This is a genomic window from Bradyrhizobium sp. UFLA05-125 (assembly GCF_059803515.1).
Window position 1 is genome coordinate 17,518 of sequence record NZ_JBANBJ010000096.1, and the last position, 12,911, is coordinate 30,428.

General features: G+C 59.9%; 10 protein-coding genes and 1 riboswitch. Of the genes, 6 read left to right on the top strand and 4 right to left on the bottom strand.

The window, feature by feature from the left end:
- On the top strand, positions 1 to 1,551 hold the full coding sequence (locus SO156_RS41515) for an efflux transporter outer membrane subunit (RefSeq protein WP_498538839.1): 1,551 nt from the start codon (positions 1 to 3) through the stop codon (positions 1,549 to 1,551).
- Positions 1,552 to 1,586: 35 nt separating this feature from the next.
- Here the strand turns inward: SO156_RS41515 and SO156_RS41520 are convergent, their stop codons facing one another.
- On the bottom strand, positions 1,587 to 1,859 hold the full coding sequence (locus SO156_RS41520; protein ID WP_498538840.1) for a hypothetical protein: 273 nt from the start codon (positions 1,857 to 1,859) through the stop codon (positions 1,587 to 1,589).
- A gap of 102 nt (positions 1,860 to 1,961) precedes the next feature.
- Between SO156_RS41520 and SO156_RS41525 the strand changes: the two genes are divergently transcribed.
- The 5 genes from SO156_RS41525 to SO156_RS41545 all read left to right on the top strand — a co-directional run bounded on the left by SO156_RS41525 (position 1,962) and on the right by SO156_RS41545 (position 6,359).
- Positions 1,962 to 2,270, top strand: coding sequence for a hypothetical protein (locus SO156_RS41525; protein WP_498538841.1), 309 nt, complete (start codon positions 1,962 to 1,964; stop codon positions 2,268 to 2,270).
- A gap of 22 nt (positions 2,271 to 2,292) precedes the next feature.
- Complete coding sequence (locus SO156_RS41530) at positions 2,293 to 2,601, top strand: hypothetical protein (RefSeq protein ID WP_498538842.1); 309 nt, start codon at positions 2,293 to 2,295, stop codon at positions 2,599 to 2,601.
- A 285-nt stretch (positions 2,602 to 2,886) separates the two neighbouring features.
- Positions 2,887 to 3,879 carry an alpha/beta hydrolase family protein gene (locus SO156_RS41535; protein WP_498538843.1) on the top strand — a complete coding sequence of 331 codons (993 nt, stop codon included), beginning with the start codon at positions 2,887 to 2,889 and terminating at the stop codon, positions 3,877 to 3,879.
- Positions 3,880 to 4,155: 276 nt separating this feature from the next.
- A complete protein-coding gene (locus tag SO156_RS41540) occupies positions 4,156 to 4,638 on the top strand; it encodes a GNAT family N-acetyltransferase (protein WP_458150065.1) in 483 nt (160 codons plus the stop codon).
- Positions 4,639 to 4,826: 188 nt separating this feature from the next.
- Positions 4,827 to 6,359 (top strand): winged helix-turn-helix domain-containing tetratricopeptide repeat protein, encoded by a 1,533-nt coding sequence (locus tag SO156_RS41545; protein WP_458150064.1) that lies wholly within the window; start codon positions 4,827 to 4,829, stop codon positions 6,357 to 6,359.
- On the opposite strand, the gene SO156_RS41550 is transcribed toward SO156_RS41545, so the two are convergent.
- The 3 genes from SO156_RS41550 to SO156_RS41560 all read right to left on the bottom strand — a co-directional run bounded on the left by SO156_RS41550 (position 6,322) and on the right by SO156_RS41560 (position 12,499).
- Entirely contained in the window at positions 6,322 to 9,696 is a 3,375-nt protein-coding gene (locus tag SO156_RS41550) for an AAA family ATPase (protein WP_498538844.1), read from the bottom strand. The genes SO156_RS41545 and SO156_RS41550 overlap by 38 nt on opposite strands.
- Before the next feature lie 301 nt (positions 9,697 to 9,997).
- Entirely contained in the window at positions 9,998 to 11,107 is a 1,110-nt protein-coding gene (locus SO156_RS41555; RefSeq protein ID WP_498538845.1) for an alpha/beta fold hydrolase, read from the bottom strand.
- 303 nt (positions 11,108 to 11,410) lie between these two features.
- Positions 11,411 to 12,499, bottom strand: coding sequence for a TRAP transporter substrate-binding protein (locus SO156_RS41560; RefSeq protein WP_498538846.1), 1,089 nt, complete (start codon positions 12,497 to 12,499; stop codon positions 11,411 to 11,413).
- A 247-nt stretch (positions 12,500 to 12,746) separates the two neighbouring features.
- Positions 12,747 to 12,911: riboswitch (cobalamin riboswitch) on the top strand. This riboswitch is flagged as partial in the annotation.

The window sequence follows — 12,911 nt, forward strand, 5'->3', positions numbered from 1 at the left end:
ATGCGCAGCGCAACAGCCATGATCCGCCTCGCCCGAGGGCTCGCCACCGGGGGCGCAAGCCTCTGGCTTGCGAGTTGCGCCGTGGGCCCGAATTTCGCCCCGCCCCCGGCACCCGACGTCACCCGCTACACGCCGGAGCCGACGGCTTCGCCGCGCAGCGAGTCCGACGGGCCGCCCGTGCCGCGGCAGCGTTTCGTCGATGGAGCGGATATTCCGATCCGTTGGTGGGCGGCGTTCCGATCCAAGCCCCTGAACGAATTGATCCGGCTCTCAGTCGAGCACAACCCCACCCTGCAGTCGGCCGAGGCATCGATCAGAATCGCGCAATACAACGCGTTGGCCCAGCGCGGGCTTTACTTCCCGCAGATCGGCGCAAATTACACGCCCTCCGAGCAGCAGATATCCGGCGCCTCGAGTTCGGGTCCAGGTGGCCAGTCCCCGTCGGTATTTTCGCTCCATACCGCGCAATTGAACGTCAGTTTCGTGCCGGATATCTGGGGCCAGAATATTCGCACCGTCGAGAGCCTCGACGCAATATCCGAGCAGCAACTGTTCCAGCTCGAGGCGGCCTACCTCACGCTGACTGCCAACGTCGTCACCGCGGCGATCCAGGAAGCATCACTTCGCGGCCAGATTGCCGCGATCCAGCGCGTTGTGAAGATTGAGCGCGGCATCCTGGAGATCGTGAAGAACCAGTTCAACGCGGGCAGTGCCTCCCAGGTCGACGTGCTGGCGCAGGAGGCCGCGCTGGCCCAGTCCGAGCAGCTCCTGCCGCCGCTCGAAAAGCAGCTCGCCATTCAGCGCGACCTCCTGACCGCGCTTGCCGGGCAATTCTCCGCGGACGAAATCCTGCAAAAGTTTACGCTCGACGGGCTGACGCTACCCGCAAATCTGCCGGTGAGCCTCCCGAGCAAGGTGGTAAGCCAACGTCCGGACGTCAGGGCTGCCGAGGCGCTGCTGCACTCGACGAACGCCCTGGTCGGTGTGTCGATCGCGGCGCGGCTGCCCAACGTGACGATTACCGGAAATGCAGGAGCCACCGGCTTCAGCCTGGCCGAGTTGTTCACGCCAGGGACCAGCTTCTATGTCATCGCGGCGAGTGTGACCCAGCCGCTTTTCGATGGGCTGACGCTTTACCACAAGCAGAAGGCCGCAGAGGCCGCGGTGGACCAGGCGGACGGACTCTATCGCCAGGCCGTCGTCACGGCGATGCAGAACGTCGCCGACGCTTTGCGCAGTCTACAGGCCGATGCGCGTGCCGTGCAGGCTGCGGTCAAGGCCGAACTCGCCGCGAAGGCAAGTCTCGACATCATTCAGAAGCAGCTCGTTCTCGGGCAGGTCAATCAGGTGGTCGTGCTCAATGCCCAGCAAGTCTATCTGACAGCCGCGGTCGCCCGCGTTCAGGCACAAGCGACGCGCCTCTCGGACACCGCCGGCCTGTTCATGGCGCTCGGCGGCAGCTGGCCGGCACAATGCACGACTCCGGTCTGGCGCGACTGCGTGATGGCGGACGCCTCCAATGCGACCGTTCGGGTGAGCGAGGCCAAATGAGCGGAGGCAAACGGGAAGCGGACGAAGGGGAACGCCTACCAGATGACGGCTGCGCACAGCAGCGCGAGCGGCAGCACGGCAAGGCCGATCGGAACCCACTTGCGCATCTCGGCCGGGTTCTTCGGATAGAGGAAGATCTGGACGGCAACGAAGCCACCGACGGTCAGGCCGAGGATGAAGCGAAACATATCGGACGGCGTGTCGTACGCCGACCACAGGGTTTCGTTCTGGGGTGCCGCAACACGGACGGTGATCGCAATCACCACCAGGAGAAAGAGCGTCCGCAGAAAAAGACCGAGGAACCGCATACGTGCCATCCAGCGCCGAACCGAATCTTACCACGAGCCGGCCGGGGAAGCCATCATGCCGCAGCGCCGAACAGTGCCGCTTCTTTCAACTGAAAGCTCGCCATGAGACACGGAATCACCCCTGCTGTCGCCCTTGCACTGGCGTTCCTCTCCACCGGCGCGGCCGGCGCCGCGACGTCATCGCGCTGTCATGCGGAGGTTCTCTCCTCCGAAGAGCTCCCCTATGCACTGCCCGGCTATTGGCTGCTCAAGGCCACGGTGCGCGTGACTTATCCGCACGGCCCGACGGTCGTCTCAACCTTCGCCAGGAATACGCCCTGGCAGACCGTCGTTCGCCGGGGTGACACGTTCTGGTTCGATTGCGAGCGCCTTCGGGATGCATGGGCCGTCTCGCTGACGCCGCCCCAATAGACGCAGTACCCTGGGAACCTTTATGGCAAATCTGTTTCTCGGCCTCGTTCAAGTCGCCCTGCTCGCAGCAGCCGGCCCTGCTGTCGATCGCGGCGATCGGCCTCCGGTCGCCAAGGTGCGGATGGTGTGCGACCAAAACTGCGACTGCTGGCGAACCCGCTATCAGGAGCACCGGTCGCTCCTGGCCGATCGCGCCGACCTCGCATGTCCGCCGACGGCAACTGGTCGCCCCGTGGTCGGCTATTACAACGGCCATTACCGCACGGGACCTGCCACGGGGATTGGATTCGACAGCCGCACTCCCGTCCGGAGATTCGCATTCCCGTTCTGACGACAACGCCCCGCCTCGCGTCTGCGATCACTCGCGTGCAGGCGGAAGCGACGCGGCTCTCTGTTCATGGCGCTCGGCGGCGGCTGGCCGGCACAATGCACAACGCCGTCTGGCGCGAATGTGTGTTTGCAGACCGGCCTGGCCCTGCCATGAAGTTCAGCGAGAGCACGTTGTCGCCTCGCTGAGGCGGTAGCAAAGATCCGGGTGCTGGATACGTGGGTGGCGCACTGGTCTGTTCCACGAACAAACCTGCGGCAAGACCAGGAATGGCTGAAGGGAGCACGCATGCACCTCCTCAAGTTCACGCTCGCATCCGCATTCTGCTTGATGGCGACGCTCGTCCAGGCGGCCGGTTTTCGTCTGATCACGGTGCCAGCCGAGGCCGGCTTTCCGGCGATCCGAGCAGCCGTGTGGTCTCCTTGCCTTGAAAAGGCGGGCGAGGTGAAATTCCGCACGACCACTCTGCCTGCAACACAGGACTGTGTTGTATCCGGCGAAGAGCTGCCATTGATCGTGATCTCGCATGGCTACGGCGGATCTTTCGTCGGCCACCATGACACCGCCGAGGCACTCGCCGATGGCGGGTTCGTCGTTGTCGCGCTCAACCATCCGGTCGACGCAGGAGGCGGCGATATGAGCCGTGCGGACACGCTCGCCGCATGGACGGAGCGTCCGGCCGATATCACGAGAGTGATCGATTACATGCTCACCGCATGGCCTGATCATTCGAAACTCGATCGTCAAAATATCGGTTTCTTTGGCTTCTCGAGAGGCGGTTACACGGGCCTGGTCGTCGCAGGCGGCAATCCCGATCTCCGAAAAGCTGTCGCATTTTGTCCCGAGGGTTCTCCGAAACCGAGCTGCGCAGAACTGCGACGAAACGAGATTCCGACACAAGCATTCGGGCATGACCAGCGCGTAAAGGCCCTTGTCATAGCCGATCCGGCTTTCGGTCCATTGTTCGATCCGGATGGATTAAAGAGCGTGAAAATCCCAACTCAACTTTGGGCGTCGGAGCTGAGTGGAGAAGACAGGACCGGCGGCGAAGTCACGCCGGCCTATGTTTCAGCGATTGATCGCGACCTGCCGGTCAAACCCGATTACCATCTTGTGCCGGGCGCCGGTCACTACGCATTCCTTCCACCTTGCGCGCCGGATTTGGCGAAGAGACTTCCCAATATATGCACCGACCGCCCCGGCTTCGACCGGGTCGCCTTTCATACGGAGTTCAACGCCGCCGTGCTGGCCTTCCTCCGAAAGGCATTTGGCAAGAGCTGATCAGCCCCTGAGGGGGCCGGGTTTCGGCCTGCTCGTAGGATGGGTAGAGCGGAGCGAAACCCATCGCGCAGCCGGACCCAGACGACACTCGTAGTCGTCCATTTGAGCTTCCTGGGAGAGATGATGGGTTTCGCTCCCTCAACCCGTCCTACACCTGACTGCTATTCAACAGCACGCCTCCATTCACCTCGACACGAAACAGAACCAGGTGCAAAGGTGGATCATCGCGCTCGGAAACGGGCTGGATATTCAGCAAACCACAGGGATCGATGGACCATGGGCGACACTGCTCTGACGGTTTTCAGGGAGATTGCCGAAACCGATTTCGATGACATGGCCGATGCCCTGATCGAAATGCAAGCTCATTATCGCGCCCGCTGCCCCGCGCGGGAATCGATCATTGACGGGTTGAGGACGAGGCCCGCGGGATCGCGAATTCTGCTTGCTTATGAGAACGACGGGATTGCCGGGTTTGCATGCTTTAGCGCCATCTATCCTGGGCCCGGTTTGACATCAGGCTTTTTCTTGAAAGAGCTCTACGTTCGTCACGAACGACGCAGGAGCGGATTAGGGAAACGGCTTGTGGCGCAACTGGCCACAATGGCTCGGCAAGAGGGCCACGCTCGCATCGATTGGACTGTCGATGCGGATGATCCAGGACTTCAACGGTTCTACGAGATGCTCGGCGGGCGGGCGCTCCAGGAGAAACGGTTCTTCCGCCTGGCCGGCGCAAAGCTGACGGAGCTGGCTGGAACGTAAGTACGGATGGGTCGAGCAACTGTCCGCCGTAGTGAGCGAAGGCGGACGCGAAACCCATCGCGCGGTCGAAGGCATGGCACACATTCGGCTTACATTCTCGTCGCCAGCGCCTATTGTCTAGGTTCAGGGCTGCCACGATCAGAAGCCCCTGAAGGACTGGTAGATTGCGCTACCACTTTGAGGACTTCGTGCTCGACACCGACCGGCGCGAGTTGCGTCGCGGGACGGAAATGATCTCCGTTGCGCCGCAGGTATTCGACCTCCTCGAATATCTGATCCGCAACAGGGAGCGCGTGGTCGGCAAGGACGATTTAATCAATGCCATTTGGAACGGCCGCGTCGTATCGGATGCAGCCCTGACGACCCGTCTCAATGTCGCTCGAAGCGTTGTTGGCGATTCCGGCGAGGAGCAGCGCCTCATCAAAACCCTACCACGCAAGGGCTTCCGCTTCCTCGGGCCAGTGCTGGAAGTCCCCGGACCCATCGCATTTCCCGACGATCGCGTAGATCCGTCCAAATCAGTCCCCGCGCTTCCGGACAGACCCTCGATAGCGGTATTGCCGTTCCAAAACATGAGCGGTGATCCCGATCAGGACTATTTTGCTGACGGCATGGTGGACGAAATCACCACTGCGCTGTCACGGTTCAAATTTCTCTTCGTGATCGCACGCAATTCCAGTTTTGCCTACAAGGGCAAAGCCGTCGACATCAAGCAGGTCGGGCGCGAACTCGGTGTGCGATACGTGCTAGAGGGCAGCGTGCGCAAGGCAGCGGGAAAAGTCCGCATCATTGGCCGACTGATCGATGCCGCGACGGGGATGTACCTTTGGGCTGATCGCTTTGAGGGTGACCTGACCGATATATTCGCTCTCCAGGATCGCATGACCGAGAGTGTCGTCTCGGCCGTTGCACCCAAAATGTTTCAAATTGAAATCGGTTTGGCGGCGCGTCGGCCGAACGACCTGAGTGCCTACGACCTCTGCCTTCGAGCGGTACCGCATCTGAACTCGCGCACCCCCGAAGGAGCAGCCGAGGCGCTTCGGCTTGCTTCTCGCGCATTGGAGATTGACCCGGGGTACGGCTTTGCTGCGACCCTTGCGGGCACCTGCCACTTCGTAAATGTTGCAGAGGAATGGGCGGCCGATCCGAAGTCGCAAGCTGCGGCGATTGCGGAAGGATTTCGGCTGCTCCGGTTGGCAATTCGCATTGACGAGAACGACTGTGAGGCGTTGAGCGCACTTAGCCGCGCAACGTCGATGTGGACTTCCGATTTCGATACCGCCAAAGACCTGGCCGACCGCGCGGTTTCTGCCAACCCTAATGCGGCCGACGCATGGGTCCATCGAGGTTGGACTTACCTCACAGCGGGGCGGCCTGAAGAGGCGATCAGGAGCTTTGAGCGTGCGATTCGATTGAGTCCATTTGACCGGCTACTCGTTTCAAATCTGGTCGGGATCGGCTGTGCATTGATCGACCTCGGTCGTTTCGATGAGGCAGTCGCGTCCGCCAGGAAGGCTCTACAAAGGGACAAGACTTACGGGGCGGCCCATCGCTGCCTTGCGGCTGCGCTCACGCACCTTGGGCAGGATATGGAAGCCAAGAAGACGGCGACCCGACTTCTCGAGATCGAACCTGAATTCCGGATATCGAAACTGATGGCGCGTGGTCAACGGAGTCGGATGATCATCGAGGGGCTGCGCAAGGCCGGACTTCCGGAGTGAACCCCTCAGCCACTGCGCCTTCGGCAAGCAACGCCTTCGTGCGCCGCAGATCCGGTACGATGGTCTTCCCGTCAAAGCTGGTGTCGAGTGGGGTCAACAAGGCGTGCGCTTCCGGGATCTTGCCCTGATTGCACCATAGCCCGGCAAGGGCATTCGAGGCGCGCAATTGCCAAAGCCGCGCTCCCTGCCGTGCGGCAACAGCTATCGCCTTTTCGTAGCAGATTTCTGCGGCTGCTGGAGAGCCGCCTCCACCGACCAGCAAATCGCCCTTTAACCGATGAAGCTCGGCCTCGTACCAGCGTCCGCTCGTTCCAGCTACGGTCAGCAACGTCTGATCAACGAGCTTCATGGCATCGGCGACCTGTGCTGATTTCGCGAGGGCCTGGGCCAGGAGATAGCGGGCGAACTGCACCCAGATCAGCGCACCAGTCGCTTCCAGCGCCCTCACGCTCTTGCGAAGCTCAGGAAGGCCCTCTTCCACATTTCCGAGATGACAACTTGCCCAGCCTCGCAGCATTCGGCCGCCAGCCAACCAAAGCGGAAAAGCATACTCGGAGGCCAGCACGACCGTTCGTTCGGCAATCGGATAACCTGCCTCAGGGTCGCCACGTAGCACATGCGCTCCCGCCAGAAAAGCGAGCGCATTACAGAGGCTATGCGGATGCCGCTGCTGCTCGGCGAGTCGCACCGCGTTTTGGCCAAATGCCAGGCCCCGATCGATGTCCCCGAGCAGCGTAGACGCAAGCGTCAAATAGGTTTGCGAGACAATCGGGGTGAGCGGTGCGTGATGCGTCTCATCGTACAATCCGAGCGAGTCCACCAGGTGGTCACGCGCAGCGGCCAGTTCGCCGATCAGAAACAGCGCCTGGCCGAGAGCACGATGCCCGATCAGCTTGGGCATCGGATTGTCCTGCTGCTGGGCTCTCGCCAATAACTCCTCTGCCAATGTCCGAGACTGCTCGAAGTCGCCTCGCGTGACATGGAAGGCAATGATCCCATTGAGTACCGCAAATCTCTGATCGGAATTCTTGGCAGTGCTGCACAGGTCAAGCGCCCGTTTGTAGGCCTCAACGGTCTCCGTGGCGGCAAACCCCTTTGAAGCCGCGAAGGCGTTTCCCAGCGACAGCTGCAATTGCAACTCGAGATTATCGCGCTCCATGTCCGAGGGAAACTCGGTCAGCCGCTTGAGAGCCAATTGAAGGTGGGTACTGGCTTCGACAAAAGCAGATCGGGCGCTGGCTTGCCGAGCAGCCCTTGTCCAATAATCGATCGCTAGTTTGGCTCTGCCAGCTTCGGCATAGTGCTGTGCAACGATTTCAGGAGCAGCATGAGCATCTTTCGGGAAGTCTCTGCATAGGATGTCCGCGATTCTTCCGTGAAGCTTTCGGCGTTGGTCGTTGAGTATGCTCGCATAGGCTTCGTCTCGAAGGAGTGCGTGCTTGAAGGAGAAGCTCTGATCGCTCAGGTGACCGGTTCGGAACACCAGACCGGATGCCAACAACCGATCGACGGCTGCCTGAACATCGCTTTCCGAGAACGGGGCCGTCGCCTTCAGCAGCTCAAGGGAAAAGTCACGACCGATCACGGATGCGATCTGAGCGACGGTTTTCGCTGGTGCGAGCAGGTCCAAACGAGCCATTAGCGAGTCATGCAATGTTTCTGGCACCAGCAGCATGGAATGTGCACCAGAACGTTCCTCGCGCGATCCAATGCCTCCGCTTTCGAGGACTGCCTTCGTGATTTCCTCGACAAAGAGTGGCACGCCATCCGTCTTGACCAGAATTTGATCGATTGCAGTCCGCGGCAAGTCTTTGCCCTTGGTCAGAGATTGGAGCATCGAAGTCACCTGCTGCCGATCCAATCGATTGACCGTCAACGAGGTCACGTGCGGTTGTTCGGCCCAAGGCAGAGTAAGATCCGGACGATGCAGCAGGACGACCAACATCCGCCAATTCTTGACGTTGTCGCGGATGCGCCGAAGCAGCTCCAGGGAGGTTGGATCTGCCCAATGTACGTCCTCGAATACGAGAACAACCGGTTGCTGCTCGGCACTGGCCTGCAGCAGAGCGAGGAGAGCGCTGAAGGTTTGGCCCTTTAGCTGCTCGGGCGTCAGCTCTCGCTGAAGGTCACGATCTCCCATCGGAATTGACAGCAACGCGGCTAACGACGGAACGATTGATTTGGCTTGCTCTGTCGTCCGGCGTACCAGGTCCTCCAACTTGTTCAATCGAACCGCAGGCGAGATATCGCGAGTTATATCGGCGGCATGCTCCAGGTAATGAATGACTGGATGTAGCGCGCTGCTCGTATGATACGACGAGCACTGAAATTGCAGGAAACCGTATCTCTCTTCGGCCAGTCGGTGTCGCAGGGCCAGGACAAGCCGAGACTTGCCTATTCCAGGCTCGCCGGAAATCAGGACCATCTGGCCTTTGCCCTGCTTCGCCTTGCTGTACTGCTTGTGCAACAGGCGCACTTCATCCTGCCGACCAATCAGGGGCGTCAAATGCGATGAAGTGCGCGCCTCAAAGCGACTCGATAGCGAACCTGACGCGACGACCCGCCACACACGAACCGGTCGCTCAAATCCCTTAAAATTGTGATCACCAAGGTCGGCAAATTCAAACAGCCCGCCGAGCAGGAGCCGAGTGCGTGGAGCGATCAATATCTGGCTGGGCTCGGCCAAGGCTTGCAAGCGCGACGCCAGGTTTGGCGCATCGCCGACGAGCGCGAATTCGCGCGAAGGCCCCTCCCCGATCAGATCACCGACAACCACGAGGCCACTTGCAATACCGATCCGGACCTCGAGCTTTCCGGCGATCGGTATGGTCACGGCTGGAACTGACTGAACGATCTCCAAAGCCGCCTTCACCGCACGTTCGGCATCATCCTCGTGGGCCGATGGAAAGCCGAAATAGGCGAGAACTCCGTCGCCCATAAGACGTGCTATATGCCCGTCATAGCGACGAATGGCGTCACCACAACAGCGCTGGAAGTCAAAAAGGATCTTACGCGTCTCCTCGGGATCGAGCTGCCCAGACAACGAAGTCGAACCTACGAGATCACAAAAGAGCACAGTGAGGTGGCGCCTCTCGGCACTCTGGGCTGCCGCCGGCGTCGACCTGGGATCAACAGGTCGGTTGGAGACCTGCAACGTCTCGCAACGAGCCTGTAGTGCCTTGATGAGCCTTTTCCGGTGCCCCAGAGAAACGCCGAGTTTTTCCAACTCGCTCTCGGTCAGATCCGGCAGGATTTCCCAATCAACGTCATTCCTGGCAAACAGCTCGAAATATTGAGCCAGTCCAATCTCTTCCAGCCAGTGCTGCAGATCGGTCATCTTGGCACACAACCCGAACGCTTCAGGCGGCCACGCCGAGATTCGCCGACCGGGCACGGCGAGACTGCGCGATTATCCTGCGCACGGATGTTCCCGTAGGCAAGCTAAAACTTCTGTTGCGATCGCAGGTACCAGCGTACGGTTCAAAGTCTTCTCGACTAGGACATCACTGGTATGTCGAACATTCGGTGAGACACTCCTAGCCCCATCACTCAAATCCATCGCCTAACGGTGGGCCCTGGACGACGATGGTAGCAGTGCCCTTGATCACTTCGGGAGGGATGATGGGTTTCGCTGCGCTCTACCCATCCGACAGTCCAACTAGCGGTCGAATGTGCTTTATCAATTGCGTTAGAAACTCATCGGGACGATCCAACGGAATAAAATGGTCGGCGCCCTCGAACAGCACGAATTCCTTTTGTGGCGCCTTCATTCGTTGAAAGTATGAGTAGACAGGCTCAACCGGCGTATTGAAGTCTTCTGTACCTTCGAAAAAGAACAGTGGAATCGAAAAATCAGTGCCTAGAGACCACAGGTCGCTCCGAAGCATTGGCCCGTTCCTCCCGCGCAGTTGCGTCGCTGAAAACGAAATTCCTCTTCGCCAATAGTACCAATCGAGCAGCGAAAAATCCGGCATGAAAGGCGGCGGGATCGGGCTGACGAGCTGGAATGCTTCGATCGAAGGAAGGGGGAGCAGTTTTTCCCACTTTTGCATGATGGCGTGCTTGCTTGGATCCCAACCTGGGGACGGGGAAATAGATGCTAGCTCCGCCAACGCCACTCCATTGTTTGCGGCCTGCGCGAGTGCCTTTAGATGAGTAACGGTGAGTTCGAACTGCTTTTCGAAGGTTTGCTTGCCGACGACTTGCCCGGTGCCAACAAACGCATAAAACAGGTCCGGGCGTTGCTTGACAATATGGATGCCGAGAAACGAGCCCCATGAATGCCCGATCAAGACAATCCTGTCCTTATGAAGATGCGCTCGAAGATACTCCGCCACTTCGACGCCGTCCTGCGTCATTTGCGCCAAGGTCATGGTCGCCGCAATCGATTCGCCGGTCATGCGTAAGGTACGTCCAGCGCCACGCTGGTCCCATTGAACGACCGTGAAATATTTTTCCCACGGCTGCCAGCTCGACGAGATCGGAATGGTCGATGCACCTGGGCCACCGTGAACAAAGAGGATAACCGGGTTGCCGCGATCTTCGCCGCGAATCTGAATCCATTGATCGATGCCGCCGATTTTGACGTACATTCCCTCCTGGATTCCGTTTGGAGATTGAATCGCGAGGACACGTGCGCTGATGTTCTGGCGATAAGCGCGAAATCCAAGTCCCGAACCTGCCAGAACCACCAGGATGGTCACTGCAAGCAAGCCGGCCTTGGCGATCCTCGGAATCCAACGTTTCATCGACGCGCTGCCCTTGGCAATAAGCCGCTAAGCACACAGAGAGTTCGACATGTCTGCCGACGATACGCGCTGAAGACATTACCGCAGGAAAGGCCCTGACCAGTCTATCATCGTGCTGAATCGCATATCGCGTCAATGCCTGATGATGGGTTTCGCTTCGCTCGACCATCCTACAGTTCTGACGATTGGAGCCGCGCCGCGACGGGCGTCAGGCAGTGTCCTCCCAATGCAAAAACCCGGCCTCGCCTTGCGAGACCGGTTTTCGCTGCTTGACGAATGATCGAGCCGCAACCGTGGGCGTGATCAGCCTTGCGAGCGACGCGCCATGAAGATGTCGTAGCCGACTTCGGCGACCTGGAACCAGGCGTAGCCGTCGTTCGAGAACTTGGTCAGGGACTCGTACACCTTCTTGAAGTTGGGATTGGTCGCGCTGACCTCGGCATGCAGCTCCTTCGCCGCCTTGAAGCAGGCGTCCATGATCGGCGGCGGGAAGGCGTGCAGCTTGGCGCCGTTCGCAAGCAGCTTGCGCAGCGCCATCGGATTGGCCTGGTCGTAGCGCGACATCATGTAGTTGTTGGCATAGTGGCCGGCCTGCTCCAGAACGCTCTGATAGTACTTCGGCAGCGCATTCCATTTGTCGAGGTTGACGAAGGCGAGCAGCATTGGACCGCCTTCCCACCAGCCCGGATAGTAGTAGTGCGGCGCGATCTTGTAGAAGCCGAGCTTCTCGTCGTCGTAGGGACCGACCCATTCGGCGGCGTCGATGGTGCCCTTCTCCAGCGCTGGATAGATATCTCCGCCGGCAAGCTGCTGCGGCACCACGCCGAGCTTCTGGAGCACGCGACCGGCAAAACCGCCGATGCGGAATTTCATGCCCTCGAGATCGCCGAGCGTGTTGACCTCTCTCCTGAACCAGCCGCCCATCTGGCAGCCGGTATTGCCCGCAAGCAGCGAGATCACGTTGTAGCTCTTGTAGAACTCGTTGAGCACTTCACGGCCGCCGCCCAGCATGTACCAGGCCTGATTGATGCGCATGTTGGGGCCGAACGGCACCGACGAGCCGAAGGTGAAGGTCGGGTCCTTGCCGAAGTAATAGTAGGACGCGGTGTGGCCGATCTCGCAGGTCGCGTTCTGCACGGCGTCGAGCACTTGCAGGCCCGGCACGATCTCGCCGGCGGCGAAGATCTGGATCTGGAATTTGTTGTCGGTCGCCTCCGCGACCATCTTGCACATCATCTCGGCGCCGCCATAGAGCGTATCGAGCGATTTCGGCCAACTCGTCGGCATGCGCCATTTGATCTCCGGCATCGATTGCGCGATAGCGGGAGCAGCGAGAGTGGCGGCGCCTGCGGCGCCAAGTCCGGTGACTTTGATGAAGTCTCTTCTTTTCATGATTTCCTACCCTGATGGTTGTGACTGCGCGCGCCTTCTTGACGAGGCGTTTGCGGCAAGCATGGAACAACCCGGTACCGATTTCCATCCCGACGAAGGTCAAGGCATGCAAAAAGCCCGGCCTCGCGAGGAGGCCGGGCTTTCCGGTCATTACAGGGCTTACCTAAAAAGGGCTTGCACGATCGTTCCGTCCGGCATGCCACAGTGTACGTGAGCGGAGAGAGGTTGACGCGCCCCCTCTCTTGCAGATATTCGAAGCTGTCGAGGTTCTCCGGGTCCCGCTTGACCCGGAGCTAAGAGGGAAGCCGGTGCGCTTTCAGTCTACTTGGACTGATGCAATGCCGGCGCTGCCCCCGCAACTGTAAGCGGCGAGCCCGTATCCAATCGTGTCACTGAGGCGAAAGCCTCGGGA

Bases quoted from the DNA above. Each gene is read 5' to 3' on its own strand.
- SO156_RS41550 (WP_498538844.1), bottom strand. From the start codon at position 9,696: ATGACCGATCTGCAGCACTGGCTGGAAGAGATTGGACTGGCTCAATAT.
- SO156_RS41520 (WP_498538840.1), bottom strand. From the start codon at position 1,859: ATGCGGTTCCTCGGTCTTTTTCTGCGGACGCTCTTTCTCCTGGTGGTG.
- SO156_RS41560 (WP_498538846.1), bottom strand. From the start codon at position 12,499: ATGAAAAGAAGAGACTTCATCAAAGTCACCGGACTTGGCGCCGCAGGC.
- SO156_RS41530 (WP_498538842.1), top strand. From the start codon at position 2,293: ATGGCAAATCTGTTTCTCGGCCTCGTTCAAGTCGCCCTGCTCGCAGCA.
- SO156_RS41525 (WP_498538841.1), top strand. From the start codon at position 1,962: ATGAGACACGGAATCACCCCTGCTGTCGCCCTTGCACTGGCGTTCCTC.
- SO156_RS41515 (WP_498538839.1), top strand. From the start codon at position 1: ATGCGCAGCGCAACAGCCATGATCCGCCTCGCCCGAGGGCTCGCCACC.
- SO156_RS41535 (WP_498538843.1), top strand. From the start codon at position 2,887: ATGCACCTCCTCAAGTTCACGCTCGCATCCGCATTCTGCTTGATGGCG.
- SO156_RS41540 (WP_458150065.1), top strand. From the start codon at position 4,156: ATGGGCGACACTGCTCTGACGGTTTTCAGGGAGATTGCCGAAACCGAT.
- SO156_RS41555 (WP_498538845.1), bottom strand. From the start codon at position 11,107: ATGAAACGTTGGATTCCGAGGATCGCCAAGGCCGGCTTGCTTGCAGTG.